This window comes from Roseibium limicola (assembly GCF_017313085.1).
GTDB classification, from domain to species: Bacteria; Pseudomonadota; Alphaproteobacteria; order Rhizobiales; family Stappiaceae; genus Roseibium; species Roseibium limicola.
Genome location: NZ_JAFLNF010000009.1, coordinates 63710 through 78925, shown reverse-complemented (window position 1 = coordinate 78925; position 15216 = coordinate 63710). Strand labels below are relative to the sequence as shown.

Genomic DNA, 15216 nt, shown 5'->3' with positions numbered 1-15216 from the left:
ATGAGTTATGGCTTGTTACGGATTGGGAACAAGTTTGGCACTTTCGTCCAGCAGACCAGTCCGTTTCACATGACCAACAGTTGAGTTTGCCTAACGGCGACGCTGTGCGCGCAGGCGGGCCACACGGGCCAGTGTGAGCAGCGTTTCGGAGAGCACTGCAGTTCCCAGCCCGTCGTTCAGTCGAGACACCTTCTGCGCCTCCGCAAGCCGTTCTGCGGCCTTTTCCAGGTCCTCTCGCGGCCAGAGGGAAAGCTGTCGCACGATTGCGGCACGGCGCTTGAAGAAGATCGGTGGGCGGGCGCCGTCCACCACATCCTTGGCTGACGTTCCCTTGTCGGTCAGGCCGCGCATGCGGTGAAGCATGTGGAAGTGGGTGAGGGCCTGTCCGGCAATCACGGAGGCATTGCTGCCGGCAGCATCGAGACGCTCCAGGCCGTGGTCGAGCTCGGGCAGATTGCCGAGCGCGGTCGCATCGATCAGTTCTGAGGTTTCGAAAGCAGACGCGTCGCCGATGATGGCTTCGACATCCTCGGTCTCGATCCGCTCTTTCTGCAGGGCATAGAGACAGAGCTTTTTCAGCTCGCCGCGGCTGGCCATCCGGTCGGCGCCGAGAAGTGAATGCAGGGACGCACGCGCCTCGCGGCTGATGGTCAGGTTTGAGGCGCGGGTTTCCTGATCTATCAGTTGGTCGACATCGCGTTCCGTGTCCGCATAACACGGGATGGCGACGGCCTGACGGTCGGCTTCAAACAACTTGCGTAGGCCGACGCCCTTCTTCAGGTCACCGGCCTCGATGACGATCAGGGCGGTGAGATCATTCAGCTTGAGCAGGGGCGTGACGGCGGGTGCGAGGTTCTTGCCGCCGGCGTCCTTGACCCAAATAATGCGCTGACCGCCGAAAAGCGGAATGGTCAGTGCTTCATCCATCAATCGAGTCGGATCAGAAACGATGTCGCTGGCGTCGATCTTGATCTGGTTGAACGGATCGTCATCCCCCTCGGAAGCCTTGGCCACCAGAAGGCTGGCACGCTCATTCACCAGCCCGGTGTCGGGGCCGTAGATCAGAACGCAGACGCCGCCTTTCGGCGGTTGATTGAGGAAGCGATCGATTTCGCCGGCCTTCAGGGCGGTCATTGTCGGTGTCCCTTGGAAGGCAGCGCTCCGGACGTATCCGGGGCGCTATGGGGTCGGTCAGTTGGTGGCGAAGTAGCCGGCAATTCGCGCCTGAATGTCATTGGCGATAACACGGGCGGCGCGCTGGCGGGCGTCGCGCTTGGCGCGAATATTGGCGAAGCGCTGATTGGAGAAGTCATAAGATGCGGTGGCAAAGGATTTGCCCGTCATCATCGTCGTTTCCGACTGTTTGTTCTCCAGCACGAAAGTGGTGTTGACCGTCAGCGTATAGGCTGCCGGCACATCCGCCAGCTGCTCCACGCCAACCTCTGCAACATTCAGATCCATAAGGATCTTTAGCCGGTAAAGTTTTTCCGGGGAGCCGGCGCCGCGCTCGAACAGGAAGCTCAGCTCGTTGTAGAGCTCGCGCTGTGCGTCCTTGTCGACGTCATAGGAAGCGGAGATGGTGTCGATCTCGATGGCTGCCAGCTGATCCTGGACCAGCCCTGTGGCGGCGCTGGTCTGCGACACGGTGCCATAGAGTGGGCGAACCTGACACGCCGCCAGGCCTGCTCCGAGAAGGAGACAGGTGGCAAGACCGAGAGCAGGGCGCAGGGCCGCGCTCAGGGACGTGCTACGAATTTTGGTCCGGACGCTCCGGGCAGCCTCAGGCAACGACATTCACAATCCTCTGCGGCACGACGATGACCTTGCGCGGCGGCTTGCCTTCCAGCGCGCGCTGAACGAAATCCTGGGCCAGCGTAGCTGCTTCGACGTCCTCTTTGGAAGCGTCTCGTGCGACTTTGATTTCACCCCGGCGCTTGCCGTTGATCTGGATCGGCAGAATGACGCTGTCATCCACCAGCAGGCTTTCCTCGACAGAAGGCCAGTTGGCTTCGGAAATCAGATCGGTGTGACCCAGTCGAACCCAGGATTCCTCGGCCAGATGCGGCATCATCGGGGCGATCATCTGAACCAGATAATCGGCTGCCTCGCGCACGGCAAACACCATGTCGTCGTCGCTCAGGCCATCATGAACCGCCTTGCCGATCTGGTTGACGTACTCATAAAGCCGGGCAACAGCGCGGTTGAAGCCGAGGGTTTCGAGATCCTTGGTGACGGCTGCCATGGTCTTGTGGGTGGCGCGACGCAGCTCCGTTGCCGCATCGGAGATCTCGGCAGGCGCTGGCTTGGCTTCAGTCTGGTCGGCGATTTCCTGCACCAGACGCCAGACGCGCTGGACGAACCGCCAGGCACCCTGAACGCCTTCTTCGGTCCAGATCACGTCCCGCTCGGGCGGGCTGTCGGACAGCACGAACCAGCGGGCCGTGTCGGCGCCATAGGTTTCGATGATGTCTGTCGGGTCGACCGTGTTTTTCTTCGACTTGGACATCTTCTCGATGGAGCCGATGGAAACCGGTGCGCCGGTTTCGGCGTGAACTGCGGTGCGGCCGCTGTCGGTCTCGGAAATGACGATTTCCGCCGGGCTCAGCCACTTGCCGTCTTCGGACTTGTAGGTCTCGTGGGTCACCATGCCCTGGGTGAACAGGCCCTTGAACGGCTCTTTCACATCGAGTGCGCCGACTTTCTGCATCGCGCGGGTGAAGAACCGTGAATACAGCAGATGCAGGATCGCGTGCTCGATACCGCCAATATACTGATCCACCGGCAGCCAGTCGTTGGCAGCCTGCGGCTCGGTCGGATTTTCACAGCGCGGTGAGGTGAAGCGGGCAAAATACCACGAGCTGTCGACGAAGGTGTCCATCGTATCGGTTTCGCGCAGCGCATCCTTGCCGCACTTGGGGCAGGTGGCATTGCGCCAGGTCGGATGGCGATCAAGCGGGTTGCCTGGCTTGTCGAAGTTGATGTCGTCCGGCAGCTTGACCGGCAGGTTCTCCGGCTTTTCGGGAACCACGCCACAGTCATCGCAATGGATGACCGGGATCGGACAACCCCAGTAGCGCTGACGGGAAATGCCCCAGTCGCGCAGACGGTAGTTGATCTGGCGCTCGCCCTGCGGCTTGCCATTGATCCGGGCGTCTTCCAGCTTTTTCGCCACTTCATTCTTGGCGTCGGAAATACTCAGACCGTCAAGGAAGCCGGAATTGAAGATGGTGCCGTCGTCGGTGAAGGCCTCATCGGCAACAGTGAAGCTTACCGGGTCGGCATCCTTTGGCAGCACGACAGCCGTGACCGGCAGCTCGTATTTGCGGGCGAAGTCGAGATCGCGCTGGTCATGGGCCGGGCAGCCAAAGATGGCGCCGGTGCCGTAGTCCATCAGAATGAAGTTGGCGACATAAACCGGCAGCTCGATGCTGTCATCCAGCGGATGCTTGACCTTCAGACCTGTGTCGAAGCCGCGCTTTTCGGCAGTTTCAATGGCTTCGGCCGAGGTGCCGATGCGGCGGCATTCCTCGATGAAGGTCATCAGCTCAGGGTTGGTCTCCGCCACCTTCAGCGCGATCGGGTGATCGGCGGACAGTCCCATGAAGGACGCCCCGAACAGGGTATCCGGGCGGGTGGTAAAGATCTCCAGCGTTGCATCGCCGGTCGGGGCAGGGGTGGTGAACTCGAAGTGGACGCGCAGACCTTCCGACTTGCCGATCCAGTTCTTCTGCATCAGGCGAACCTTGTCGGGCCAGCGGTCCAGACCGTCGATGGCCTCCAGTAGCTCTTCGGAGTAATCGGAGATCTTGAAGAACCACTGGGTCAGCTCGCGCTGCTCGACCAGGGCGCCAGAGCGCCAGCCGCGCCCGTCGATCACCTGTTCGTTGGCGAGCACGGTCATATCGACCGGATCCCAGTTGACCTTGGCGTTCTTGCGGTAGACCAGACCCGCTTCGAGGAACTTCAGAAACAGGGCCTGCTGCTGAGCGTAATATTCCACATCGCAGGTGGCGAACTCGCGGCTCCAATCAAGGGAAAGGCCCATGATCTTCAGCTGTTCGCGCATGCTGGCGATGTTCTCGTAGGTCCAGTCCTTGGGATGAACATTGTTCTGCATGGCGGCATTTTCAGCCGGCATGCCGAAGGCGTCCCAGCCCATCGGGTGAAGCACATTGAAACCGGCGGCGCGCTTGTAGCGGGCGACGACGTCGCCCATCGTGTAGTTGCGCACGTGACCCATGTGGATGCGCCCGCTCGGATAGGGGAACATCTCCAGGACGTAGTATTTGTCGCGAGGGTCTTCATTGGACGTGAGGAACACGTCCTTGTCGGTCCAGGTCTTCTGCCAGCGCGCTTCGACTTCCCGCGCGTTATACCGTTCCGTTGCCATTCGTTATGCCGTCTTGAAATGCGTTTTTCAAACAAACGCTGAAGGTCTGAGGGTGTGGGCGGACTGTCACCAAAAGTGGGGCCCGGGTCAACAGAGATGGCAGCAAAATGAGGGCATTTTACCTGTGTTGGGCAGGACACTTGCGTTTTTTCTCCGGCTGGCCCACTCAGGGACCAACAATCAGGCTCAGCACATTCTCAGGTGAAGGAACACATACTCATGGCGGAAACGGCGGTTACACGGCTCACCTCTGTTCGCTCCGACATAGCTGCGGCAGAGCAGGACGCGCAGCGCGATGCGGGGTGCGTGACCCTGATCGCGGTATCCAAAACCTTCGAGGTGGATGATATTCGGCCGGTTCTGGAAGCGGGCCAGCGGGTGTTTGGTGAAAACCGGGTGCAGGAAGCCATGAGCAAATGGCCGGATCTGCGCAGCGAGTTTGACGGTATCGAGCTGCATCTGATTGGTCCGCTGCAATCCAACAAGGCCAAGGAAGCTGTCGCGACCTTCGATGTGATCCACACCATCGACCGGGAGAAGATCGCCAAGGCGTTGAAGGCGGAAATGGACAAGCAGGGTCGGCCGCTGCCATGCTTCATTCAGGTCAACACGGGCGAGGAGCCGCAAAAGGCCGGCATCGGCCCACGTGAGCTTGAAAGCTTCCTCAAATACTGCCGGGATGAGATCGGTCTGAATGTGGTCGGTCTGATGTGTATTCCGCCGGTGGACGAAGCGCCGGGGCCGCATTTCGCATTGCTGGAAAAGCTGGCGGATCGGCACGGTTTGAGCAAGCTGTCGATGGGAATGTCGTCGGACTATGACACTGCTGTTGGTCTCGGAGCCACCCACGTTCGCGTCGGCTCCGCCATCTTCGGCACACGCGACTATCCCGCCTGACTTTTTGCTGGTTTTCGGCTGATAGGGCAGGGGAGTTTCTATTTTTCCGCCGCCTAACCCACCTGCGTGATTGCAGGACCTGATCCTGCACTCCATGCCGTTGCCTGCTTCTCGGGGAAGCCGTCGTCTGTCGAGGTGTCACGGCATGGATCCCATGGTCAAGCCATGGGATGACGGAGGTGGGGCGGATTGGGTGCTGGGTTCCAGGCGCTCTCTTTTGGGGCTGGTCTCTCCTCCCCGGGTCATCCTCGGCCTTGTGCCGGGGATCCAGACTTCCCGTGCTCAAACTTCAGCCGACTGGATGGTCGGGACAGGCCCGACCATGACGGATGAGAGGCCTCTGCCCCACTCACTACGTTATTGCAGGACCTGATCCTGCAATCCACGCCGTTGTTTCTCTGCTCGGGGAAGCCGTAGTCTGTCGCAGCGTCACGGCATGGATCCCATGGTCAAGCCATGGGATGACGGAGGTGGGGCGGATTGGGTGCTGGGTTCCAGGCGCTCTCTTTTGGGGCTCCCTCTCTCCCGCGGTCATCCTCGGCCTTGTGCCGAGGATCCAGACTTCTCGTGCTCAAACTTCAGCCGACTGGATGGCAGGGACAGGCCCGACCATGACGGATGAGAGGCCTTTGCCCACACTCTCAGCGTCATTGCAGGACTTGATCCTGCAATCCACGCCGTTGTTTCTCTGCTCGGGGAAGCCCTAGTCTGTCGCAGCGTATCGGCATGGATCCCATGGTCAAGCCATGGGATGACGGAGGTGGGGCGGATTGGGTGCTGGGTTCCAGGCTCTCTCTTTTGGGGCTGGTCTCTCCTCCCCGGTCATCCTCGGCCTTGTGCCGGGGATCCAGACTTCTCGTGCTCAAACTTCAGCCGACTGGATGGCAGGGACAGGCCCTACCATGACGGATGAGAGGCCTTTGCCCACACTCTCAGCGTCATTGCAGGACTTGATCCTGCAATCCACACCGTTTTTATGCTTCTCGGGAAAACCGGCGTGTGCCGAGGTGTCAAGCCATGGGAAGACGGTGGCGGTGGGCGGCCTACTCGTCGAGCCAGAAATCCGGGCTGAAGAGGATCAGGCCGGCGATGATTTCAAGGCGGCCGAGGATCATTTGCATGGAGAGCAGCCATTTGACCGGATCGGGCAAGGGCTTGAAAGTTCCTGACGGGCCGATGATGTCGCCGACGCCCGGTCCGACGTTGGCAAGTGCGGTAATCGATGCGCTCAGCGCCGTTTCCAGGTTCAGGCCGAAAAAGCCATAGATCACAGCGAACACGGCGAAGGTACCGGCATAAAGAATGCCGAAGACCAGAACCCCCTCCACTACCGAGGGAGAGATGGGTTTGTTGGCATAGCGTGGCGTCAGAACACGGTGCGGAAAAACCATGCGGCGCAGCAGTGCCAGAATAAAGCCCAGCAGCAGAACGATGCGGAAGATCTTGAAGCCGCCAGAGGTTGACCCACTGCATCCGCCGATGAATGTCAGCAGAAAGAAGATGCAGATGACGAACGGCCCCCAGAGCAGATAATCGGTTGCCGCATAGCCGGTCGTGGTGATGACCGAGACAACGTGAAAGACCGCCATCGTCAACAGATGCATCGGATTGTCATGCTGGACCCAGCGCTGGGACAGAAAGATGACGAGGCTGGCGGCGGCAACGATGCCGAGCAGCCAGAACACCTGGTAAGTGTCATTGCCCTCCCTGCCCTCGATCATGCGAATCAGGAACAGGAACGGGACGGAAGAGCCGAGCATGAAAACGATCGACACCCAATAGACGGCATTTCCGGAAAACTGGCCAAACGAACTGTCGGAGGTGGAATAGCCGCCGGTGGAGACCGTCGTCATCGCGTGATTGATGGCCTGGAACAGGTTCATACCGCAGGCGATGTAGAGCAGAATGCAAGTGACCGTCAGCGTGGCATAGAGGGTCAGCAGCCGCCGCATGAAAGGCTCGATGCGACCATAGGGCTTGGCCGTGTTCTCGGAGGATTCAATGGCAAACAGCTGGCTTCCGCCGACGCGCAGGCCCGGAAGCAGCCAGATGCCGACGACGACAATGCCGATGCCGCCGATCCATTGCAGCAGTGAGCGCCACAGCAGGATGCCGGGAGGCATGGTGTCGAGGTGGGTCAGAATGGTTGAACCGGTGGTGGTCAGGCCGGACACGCTTTCAAAGAAGGCGTCGGTGAATGACAGGTTCAGCCCGCTTGTATAAAGCGGGATGGCACCGGCGGTGCAAAAGGCAATCCATGCCATATTGACGAACAGGAAGGTTTCCCGCCGCCGCAGGGCCAGTCCGGAGCCGTTCCAGGCAGCGGTGGCAAGCGAGCCGAAACAGCCGATGATGACGGCGGATATCAGAAAGGCTTTCCAGTCGGGATTGTTCGCCAGCAGATCGGCGGACGCCGGAAGGATCATGAAGGCCGATATAAGGATCAGCAATCTACCGATCGGAAGCGCGACTGCGCGGTAATCCATGGGTGTTGTCCTGCTCCGCGAACGGATATGCCGACGGGTTTTTCCGGTCGGGCCATAGGAAACCTGCCGGGGTCAGACGCCCCGGAACTTTGCTTTGCTTAGTCCTGGCCGCTGCAGCTTGCAAGCCGCAACACATACCTTGCTCCGGATTGCGATAACATCGGGTGAACCCGGCCTGCAGAAAAACCCGGAGTTTCTTGACTCTTGACCCGATATGCGGCATTAGAGCGCCTAACTCCATATGAGTGACTGAAAATCAGAGCAACCGACCGGGACCCGTACAGGTCTAAAGAGATCCCGGAGGTCAACACCCGACAGCGCGATGCGCCCTCGGGTGTCAAACTGCTTTGCGCGCAGCTCTGCTGCAGCACAAGGCTATGGTTTTGATCAAGGAACACCCCATATGGCGGGAGGAAGCTCCCACCGTTTGAGACCGTAAGGACCTTTATATGTTCGAAAGCCTGTCAGATCGACTGAGCGGAATATTCGACAAGCTCACCGGCCGTGGTGCCTTGTCGGAAAACGACGTCAACGAAGCTCTGCGCGAAATTCGTCGCGCATTGATCGAGGCCGACGTTGCCCTGCCGGTTGTTCGCTCGTTTACGGACAAGGTACGCAATCGGGCCGTTGGCGCCGAAGTGGTCAAGTCGGTTACGCCCGGTCAGATGGTCGTCAAGATCGTTCATGATCAACTGGTCGAGATGCTGGGCGGCGATGCTGGCGGCCTCGGTGGCGGTATTGACCTGAATGCGCCTGCGCCCGTGGCGATCATGATGGTCGGTCTGCAGGGCTCGGGTAAGACGACCACAACCGGCAAGATTGCCCGCCGCCTGACCCAGCGCGACAAGCGCAAGGTTCTGATGGCGTCGCTCGATACGCGCCGCCCGGCTGCCCAGGAGCAGCTGAAGGTTCTGGGTGAGCAGAACGACGTTGATACCCTGCCGATCGTTGAAGGTCAGGGCCCGGTCGAGATTGCCAAGCGCGCCATGACGGCCGCTCGTCTCGGTGGCTACGACGTGGTCATGCTCGACACCGCCGGTCGTATCCACATCGACGAGCCGTTGATGGTGGAAATGTCCGAAGTGAAGGCTGCCGCCAATCCGCATGAAATTCTGCTGGTTGCCGATGCGCTGACCGGTCAGGACGCGGTCAATCTGGCCAAGAGCTTCGATGAGCGGGTCGGCATCACCGGCATCGCCCTGACCCGTATGGACGGTGACGGACGCGGCGGTGCGGCGCTGTCGATGCAGGCGGTGACCGGCAAGCCGGTCAAGCTGATCGGTACGGGTGAAAAATCCGACGCGCTGGAAGACTTCTACCCGAAGCGTATTGCCGACCGTATTCTCGGAATGGGCGACATCGTTTCTCTGGTGGAAAAGGCTTCGGAAGCCATTGATGCGGAAAAAGCCGCTGAAATGGCCAAGAAGATGCAGAAGGGTCACTTCGACCTGAACGATCTGGCCGAGCAGCTTCGCCAAATGGAAAAGATGGGCGGCATGTCCAGCATGATGGGCATGCTTCCGGGTGTCGGCAAGATGAAGAAGCAGCTCGATGCTGCCAATCTCGACGACAATGTCTTCAAGCGTCAGGTCGCCATCATTTCGTCAATGACAAAGCAGGAACGCGCCAAGCCGGAACTGTTGAAGGCCAGCCGTAAAAAGCGTGTGGCCGCCGGGTCCGGCGTTGATGTTTCCGACGTCAACAAGCTTCTGAAAATGCACCGCCAGATGGCGGACATGATGAAGATGATGGGCAAGAAAAAAGGCATGCTCGGCAAGATGATGGGCGGCCTTGGGATGGGCGGCGGAATGCCGAATGTTGATCCGAAGCAGCTTGAGGAGATGGCCAAGTCCGGCCAGATGCCGGGCGGCGGTGAGCTGCCTAAGGGTCTTCCCGGCGGGCTTGGCGGATTGCCAGGCGGCATGGGCGGCATGCCGGGTCTTCCGGGTCTTGGTGGTCCGAAGCTGCCCGGCGGTCTGGGCGGTCTTCCGGGCATGGGACGGGGGAAAAAGAAATGAGTGTGAGCGAAGCGGAAGTCCAGCTTGGACAGACCTCAGCTGTTGAAGAGCTGAAGGCACTGCGTTCGTCTATCGACAACATTGATGCCGCTTTGGTGCATATGCTCGCCGAACGGTTCAAGTGCACCCAGAAAGTGGGTGTTCTCAAAGCGACCAACGATCTGCCTGCGGCAGATCCGACGCGTGAAAAGATTCAGATCGAGCGGCTGCGGCAGCTTGCCAGCGACGCACAGCTCGATCCTGATTTTGCCGAGAAGTTCCTGAATTTCATCGTTCGGGAAGTTATCCGGCACCATGAAGCCATCGCCGCTGAAGCCGGCAATTGAACAAACCTGGAGTACTAAACAATGGCTACTAAAATTCGTCTCGCACGTGGTGGTTCCAAGAAGCGCCCTTACTACCGCATCGTTGTTGCTGACATCCGCGCACCGCGCGATGGCCGTTTCATCGAAAAGATCGGTTCCTACAATCCGATGCTGCCGAAAGACTCCGAAGAGCGCGTTGTTCTGAACACCGAGCGCGTTCAGTACTGGCTCGGCACCGGCGCACAGCCGACCGACCGTGTTGCTCGTTTCCTCGACGCAGCCGGCCTGCTGAAGCGTGAAGCACGCAACAACCCGAAGAAGGCTGAACTTGGCGCGAAAGCCAAGGAAAAGCTGGAAATGAAGCGTCAGGCTGAAGAAGATGCCAAGGCCGCTGCAGAAGCCGCAGCCGCTGAAACGAGCGAAGAAGCAGCTGCTGAATAAGCAGTTGCACACGATGAATGACGTGGGGTTGCACGTGAACGATGCAGGAGCGAAGCATGTCTGAGGACACGCAAGCAGAGAACAAGGTTCTCATGGTCTGCATCGGCGCGGCCCACGGCATTCGGGGGGAAGTGCGGGTCAAGCCGTTTGGCGACGACCCCCTCTCCTTTACGGATTACGGTGTGCTGACTGACCGGTCGGGCAAGCGGTCTTTCGAGGTGGTTCGCGCGCGGGTGCAGAAAACCGTTGTGGTCACCCAGTTCAAGGGGATCACGACGCGCAACCAGGCTGAGGAACTGAATGGCCTTGAGCTGTTCATTACCCGGGACCAGCTGCCCCAGCCGGAAGAAGACGAATTCTATTATTCGGATCTGGCCGGTGTGGGTGTTTTCGATATGTCGGGAAAACAGTTGGGCAAGGTCGCTGCGGTCCATGACTTCGGCGCCGGCGACCTTCTGGAAGTGCGGCCTGCCCGCGGCAAGACCTTCTACATTCCCTTCACCAAGGAGTTCGTCCCGGAGGTCAATCTCTCCGAGGACCGTATCCTGGCCGACCTTCCGGAGAACTACTTCTCTGAAGTGCGGGAAGAAGGTGCCTCTGGCGAGGACGTCCGGGACCGGTAAGGCTCCAGGCCCATCGTGCTGTAATAATCGATTTCGACAGGCGCTTCCTTGAGCGCCTGTTTTTCTTCCGATCGCAGCAAGGCAATGGCGGCCACGACCAGTGCGACGCCGATCCCGTTGGCAAAAGCGTCCGCCATGGAGGCTTCATGGTGCGGAACGAAAGCCTGAACGATCTCTCCACCAACACCCATGGAAAACGCCACGGCTGCGGACAAGCGCAGGCGACAGCCAAACAGGGTATGGATCGAGAGTGTCAAAAGTGCGTAGAATCCGATGTGGATGATCTTGTCATAGGGATGGCCCACGCCGGTGTTGAAGACCAGACCGGCCAGAACCCCGAATGTCATCAAGGCCGTCAACGGCAGCAGTCGGATCAGCGAAACGTCCAGATAACTCCGGTCGACATATCGCTGAATAAAAGATGGCACTGGGACACGTATGCTAGGCACGTCTGGATCCTCCAATCGGATCCCTTCAGGGTGAACCTGGAGGATTAACGCGGTGCTACCAAGGGTGTTTCCATCCCAAGGATTTCGGGGTTAAAAATATCAGGGTTAACAAGGTGTTACGCCACAGTCGCGGGTTACGGAATTTGAACAATGGCATTTAAGGCAAGTATCCTGACGCTCTATCCCGACATGTTTCCCGGACCATTGGGACACAGTCTTTCCGGGCGTGCCCTGGACAAGGGTCTGTGGCAGCTGGAAACCCGGCAAATTCGCGATTACGCCACGGACAAACACCGCTCGGTTGATGATACGCCGGCGGGTGGTGGCGCGGGCATGGTGCTGCGTGCGGACATTCTCGCCAGCGCGATTGATGACGCTGCATCGGCGGAAGATCCGCGCCCGCGTATCCTGATGAGCCCGCGTGGAAAGCCCCTCACCCAGGCCCGCGCACATGAGCTTGCCGAAGGTCCGGGTGCGATTATTGTTTGCGGTCGGTTTGAAGGTGTTGACCAGCGGGTCATTGATGGCCGGGCTCTGGAAGAGATTTCCATTGGTGACTACATCCTGTCCGGCGGCGAAATTGGTGCGATCACCCTGCTCGATGCGATCATTCGGCTCATTCCCGGCGTCATGGGCAATATGGAAAGTGCGGATACCGAAAGCTTCGAGACCGGCTTGCTGGAGCATCCGCATTACACCCGTCCGGCAGACTTCGAAGGTGTGGGCATTCCGGAGGTTCTGACCTCGGGCAATCACAAGAAGATTTCGGAATGGCGCCAGAGCGAAGCGGAAAAGCTGACGAAAGAACGGCGCCCGGACCTGTGGCATGACTTTACGGCTGAATAGGCCCGGTCGTGCAAAAACCGCATGACAAGTGCCTGGTCTTCCTGTATCAACGCGCGAAAGTTGTTGGATGGAGCTCCGTCCGACCCGAAAGAGGTCGGCCTTGTTCCGCTGAAATCCGCAGCTTTTCGTATGTAGCCATGGCCCGAAGCGGGTTCATCCGTCCTGCGTCTTCGATGACAGCCTCAACTGTCTTCGGGATAGAGGGACGCTCTGATCGCTTCGCTAATTGAAAAAGGGAAAATCGCCATGAACATTATTGAGCAGCTGAACAAGGAAGAAATGGAGAAAATCGAGGCAAAGCGCAAGCTGCCACCGTTTTCTCCTGGTGACACTGTCCGCGTAAACGTACGCGTGACTGAAGGCACCCGTACCCGTACCCAGGCTTACGAAGGCGTCTGCATCGCCCGTGCCGGCGGCGGTATCAACGAAAGCTTCACCGTTCGCAAGATCTCTTACGGCGAAGGCGTGGAACGTGTATTCCCGATCTTCTCCCCGATGCTGGAAGGCGTCGAAGTGATCCGTCGCGGTAAGGTTCGTCGTGCGAAGCTGTACTACCTGCGCGACCGTCGCGGTAAGTCCGCTCGTATCGTTGAAGCCACGAACACTCGTGCGAAGCGCCTCAACGACGAAGCCCGTGCCATTGCAGCTGCTGAACGCGCTGCAAAGCAGGCTGAAAAGGACGCTGCAAAGGCAGCTGCCGCTGAAAGCGCTGCGCAATAAGATTTGCCGCTTTCGCAGAGAATTTGAAAAAGGCGGGTCCGGTTGGGCTCGCCTTTTTTCGTTTGAGTTCTGATTTACTCATCTGTTCGGGTGCGGAAACAAGGCTGAGTGTGGCTTGTCTCAAGCGCAGTTGATAAATGCTCAACTTGAGATCCTTGACCCGGATTGGCTGGATGAGGCATTAAATTGGCAAAGGGAAAGCTGGCAGAGCCATTCTGCGAGCTGAGCTATTGGGCAGCTCGAAAAGCAGGAGAGGCAATTGCCTCCCTGCTGGCGGCGCGCATCAAACGAGACTGCCCGGTTTCAGGAGAGAAACATGACCAAGGCACGGACGCTTTACGACAAGATCTGGGACGACCATCTGGTCGACATGCAGGAGGATGGCACCGGCCTGCTCTATATCGATCGCCATCTGGTGCATGAAGTGACGAGCCCGCAGGCCTTTGAAGGTCTGCGCATGACTGGCCGCAAGGTCCGCCAGCCGAGCCGCACGCTTGCCGTGGTCGACCACAATGTTCCGACCACCGACCGCAGCCTGCCGAACCCGGATCCCGACAGTGTGATCCAGATCGCGGCGCTGGCAAAGAACACCGAGGATTTCGGCATCGAATATTACGACGCCTATGACAAGCGCCAGGGCGTCGTGCACATCGTCGGGCCGGAACAGGGCTTCACCCTGCCGGGCATGACGATTGTTTGTGGCGACAGCCATACCTCTACCCACGGTGCGTTTGGCGCGCTGGCCCATGGTATCGGCACGTCCGAAGTGGAACATGTTCTGGCCACCCAGACGCTGATCCAGAAAAAGGGCAAGAACATGCTGGTCCAGGTCGATGGCCAGCTGCCCGACGGCGTCTCCGCCAAGGACATCATTCTCGCGATCATCGGTGAAATCGGCACTGCCGGCGGCACCGGTTATGTCATCGAATATGCCGGCGAAGCCATTCGCGCGCTGTCGATGGAAGGTCGGATGACGATCTGCAACATGTCCATCGAGGCAGGTGCACGTGCCGGTCTGATCGCACCGGACGAGAAGACCTTCGAATACATCAACGGACGCCCCAAGGCGCCCAAGGGCGAGTCCTGGGATAAGGCTGTTGCCTACTGGAAGAGCCTGACCACCGACGAAGGTGCCAAGTTCGACAAGGTCGTGACGCTGGACGCTGCCAATCTGCCGCCGATCGTTTCCTGGGGCTCCTCCCCGGAAGATGTGATTTCGGTTCAGGGCGTTGTTCCGAACCCGGACGATATTGCGGAAGAAAACACGCGCAAGTCGAAGTGGCGTGCGCTGGAATACATGGGTCTGACCCCTGGCACCAAGATCACCGACATTGAAATCGATCGGGTTTTCATCGGGTCGTGCACCAATGGACGCATCGAGGATCTGCGCGCGGCTGCTGCCGTCATCGGCAACGGCAAGGTGGCTGAGCGGGTCAGTGCCATGGTTGTGCCGGGCTCCGGTCTGGTGAAGGAGCAGGCGGAAGCCGAGGGTCTGGACAAGATCTTCAAGGATGCCGGTTTCGAGTGGCGCGAGCCGGGCTGTTCCATGTGCCTGGCGATGAACCCGGACAAGTTGAAGCCGGGTGAGCGCTGTGCGTCGACGTCGAACCGCAACTTCGAAGGTCGTCAGGGTTTCAAGGGCCGGACACATCTTGTTTCGCCGACCATGGCGGCTGCGGCCGCGATTGCAGGCCATTTTGTCGACATCCGTGAATGGCAGAAAACCGACGCCTGACGGGTCTTGGTTGAGGGCGATATTTCGCCTGATTCGGCAGTTTTTGAAGCTTCAGAGCGGGCGCCTTTCGGGCGCCCGTTTTTATTTTTCCGGATATGCACAGGCAGGCAGCGCATACGGCAGACGAAATGGTTTGAAAATCAACTTGTTAACCTTTGTTAACGGCAAGAAAATTTTGAGTTTTCCATTTGCTGACAAGGCAATTTAACAGGCTTCACAAGAGTGTCACCTCCACTCTACAATACTCTCGTCTCATGAAGACTGATCCTGCTGTTTGAATGCTGAAGCAGCGGCACGTTCTTCCCG

The 15216-nt window shown here is 59.0% G+C and carries 13 protein-coding genes; 8 read left to right on the top strand and 5 right to left on the bottom strand.

What is annotated here, in order from left to right; all coding sequences use genetic code 11:
• Nucleotides 1-90 precede the first annotated feature (90 nt).
• From holA to leuS, 3 genes are read right to left on the bottom strand one after another with little or no spacing between them, the layout of a single operon-like run.
• Nucleotides 91-1134: a DNA polymerase III subunit delta gene (holA, locus tag J0X15_RS18100; RefSeq protein WP_206943864.1), complete on the bottom strand. Its 1044-nt coding sequence runs from the start codon at nucleotides 1132-1134 to the stop codon at nucleotides 91-93.
• 57 nt (nucleotides 1135-1191) lie between these two features.
• Nucleotides 1192-1794 carry a hypothetical protein gene (locus tag J0X15_RS18095; RefSeq protein WP_206943863.1) on the bottom strand — a complete coding sequence of 201 codons (603 nt, stop codon included), beginning with the start codon at nucleotides 1792-1794 and terminating at the stop codon, nucleotides 1192-1194.
• Nucleotides 1781-4390 (bottom strand): leucine--tRNA ligase, encoded by a 2610-nt coding sequence (gene leuS, locus J0X15_RS18090; RefSeq protein WP_206943860.1) that lies wholly within the window; start codon nucleotides 4388-4390, stop codon nucleotides 1781-1783. Before leuS ends, J0X15_RS18095 begins: the two co-directional genes overlap by 14 nt.
• A gap of 219 nt (nucleotides 4391-4609) precedes the next feature.
• Between leuS and J0X15_RS18085 the strand changes: the two genes are divergently transcribed.
• Nucleotides 4610-5287 (top strand): YggS family pyridoxal phosphate-dependent enzyme, encoded by a 678-nt coding sequence (locus J0X15_RS18085; RefSeq protein WP_206943852.1) that lies wholly within the window; start codon nucleotides 4610-4612, stop codon nucleotides 5285-5287.
• 1043 nt (nucleotides 5288-6330) lie between these two features.
• Here J0X15_RS18085 and J0X15_RS18080 read toward each other — a convergent pair.
• Nucleotides 6331-7773 (bottom strand): TrkH family potassium uptake protein, encoded by a 1443-nt coding sequence (locus J0X15_RS18080; protein ID WP_206943850.1) that lies wholly within the window; start codon nucleotides 7771-7773, stop codon nucleotides 6331-6333.
• A 449-nt stretch (nucleotides 7774-8222) separates the two neighbouring features.
• On the opposite strand from J0X15_RS18080, the gene ffh reads away from it, so the two are divergent.
• The 4 genes from ffh to rimM are packed head-to-tail and all read left to right on the top strand — an operon-like array spanning nucleotide 8223 to nucleotide 11160.
• Nucleotides 8223-9791 carry a signal recognition particle protein gene (gene ffh, locus J0X15_RS18075; RefSeq protein WP_206943847.1) on the top strand — a complete coding sequence of 523 codons (1569 nt, stop codon included), beginning with the start codon at nucleotides 8223-8225 and terminating at the stop codon, nucleotides 9789-9791.
• Nucleotides 9788-10117 (top strand): chorismate mutase, encoded by a 330-nt coding sequence (locus tag J0X15_RS18070; RefSeq protein ID WP_206943845.1) that lies wholly within the window; start codon nucleotides 9788-9790, stop codon nucleotides 10115-10117. Before ffh ends, J0X15_RS18070 begins: the two co-directional genes overlap by 4 nt.
• A 21-nt stretch (nucleotides 10118-10138) precedes the next feature.
• The gene (gene rpsP, locus J0X15_RS18065; RefSeq protein ID WP_206943843.1) at nucleotides 10139-10537 is read left to right on the top strand and encodes a 30S ribosomal protein S16; all 399 of its coding nucleotides are present in this window, start codon (nucleotides 10139-10141) and stop codon (nucleotides 10535-10537) included.
• Between the two features lie 56 nt (nucleotides 10538-10593).
• Nucleotides 10594-11160: a ribosome maturation factor RimM gene (gene rimM / locus J0X15_RS18060; protein WP_206943832.1), complete on the top strand. Its 567-nt coding sequence runs from the start codon at nucleotides 10594-10596 to the stop codon at nucleotides 11158-11160.
• Here rimM and J0X15_RS18055 read toward each other — a convergent pair.
• Nucleotides 11103-11609: a VanZ family protein gene (locus tag J0X15_RS18055; RefSeq protein WP_206943829.1), complete on the bottom strand. Its 507-nt coding sequence runs from the start codon at nucleotides 11607-11609 to the stop codon at nucleotides 11103-11105. The genes rimM and J0X15_RS18055 overlap by 58 nt on opposite strands.
• A 150-nt stretch (nucleotides 11610-11759) precedes the next feature.
• Here J0X15_RS18055 and trmD point away from each other — a divergent pair, with 150 nt between their 5' ends.
• The 3 genes from trmD (at nucleotide 11760) to leuC (ending at nucleotide 14910) form a co-directional block, all read left to right on the top strand.
• Entirely contained in the window at nucleotides 11760-12455 is a 696-nt protein-coding gene (gene trmD, locus J0X15_RS18050; protein WP_206943827.1) for a tRNA (guanosine(37)-N1)-methyltransferase TrmD, read from the top strand.
• A gap of 246 nt (nucleotides 12456-12701) precedes the next feature.
• Complete coding sequence (gene rplS / locus J0X15_RS18045; RefSeq protein ID WP_209015446.1) at nucleotides 12702-13175, top strand: 50S ribosomal protein L19; 474 nt, start codon at nucleotides 12702-12704, stop codon at nucleotides 13173-13175.
• 316 nt (nucleotides 13176-13491) lie between these two features.
• Nucleotides 13492-14910: a 3-isopropylmalate dehydratase large subunit gene (leuC, locus tag J0X15_RS18040; RefSeq protein WP_206943825.1), complete on the top strand. Its 1419-nt coding sequence runs from the start codon at nucleotides 13492-13494 to the stop codon at nucleotides 14908-14910.
• The last annotated feature ends 306 nt before the right edge of the window (nucleotides 14911-15216 follow it).

Excerpts from the sequence above, each read along its gene's own strand:
- holA (WP_206943864.1), bottom strand. The coding sequence starts at position 1,134 with ATGACCGCCCTGAAGGCCGGCGAAATCGATCGCTTCCTCAATCAACCG.
- J0X15_RS18095 (WP_206943863.1), bottom strand. The coding sequence starts at position 1,794 with ATGTCGTTGCCTGAGGCTGCCCGGAGCGTCCGGACCAAAATTCGTAGC.
- leuS (WP_206943860.1), bottom strand. The coding sequence starts at position 4,390 with ATGGCAACGGAACGGTATAACGCGCGGGAAGTCGAAGCGCGCTGGCAG.
- J0X15_RS18085 (WP_206943852.1), top strand. The coding sequence starts at position 4,610 with ATGGCGGAAACGGCGGTTACACGGCTCACCTCTGTTCGCTCCGACATA.
- J0X15_RS18080 (WP_206943850.1), bottom strand. The coding sequence starts at position 7,773 with ATGGATTACCGCGCAGTCGCGCTTCCGATCGGTAGATTGCTGATCCTT.
- ffh (WP_206943847.1), top strand. The coding sequence starts at position 8,223 with ATGTTCGAAAGCCTGTCAGATCGACTGAGCGGAATATTCGACAAGCTC.
- J0X15_RS18070 (WP_206943845.1), top strand. The coding sequence starts at position 9,788 with ATGAGTGTGAGCGAAGCGGAAGTCCAGCTTGGACAGACCTCAGCTGTT.
- rpsP (WP_206943843.1), top strand. The coding sequence starts at position 10,139 with ATGGCTACTAAAATTCGTCTCGCACGTGGTGGTTCCAAGAAGCGCCCT.
- rimM (WP_206943832.1), top strand. The coding sequence starts at position 10,594 with ATGTCTGAGGACACGCAAGCAGAGAACAAGGTTCTCATGGTCTGCATC.
- trmD (WP_206943827.1), top strand. The coding sequence starts at position 11,760 with ATGGCATTTAAGGCAAGTATCCTGACGCTCTATCCCGACATGTTTCCC.
- rplS (WP_209015446.1), top strand. The coding sequence starts at position 12,702 with ATGAACATTATTGAGCAGCTGAACAAGGAAGAAATGGAGAAAATCGAG.
- leuC (WP_206943825.1), top strand. The coding sequence starts at position 13,492 with ATGACCAAGGCACGGACGCTTTACGACAAGATCTGGGACGACCATCTG.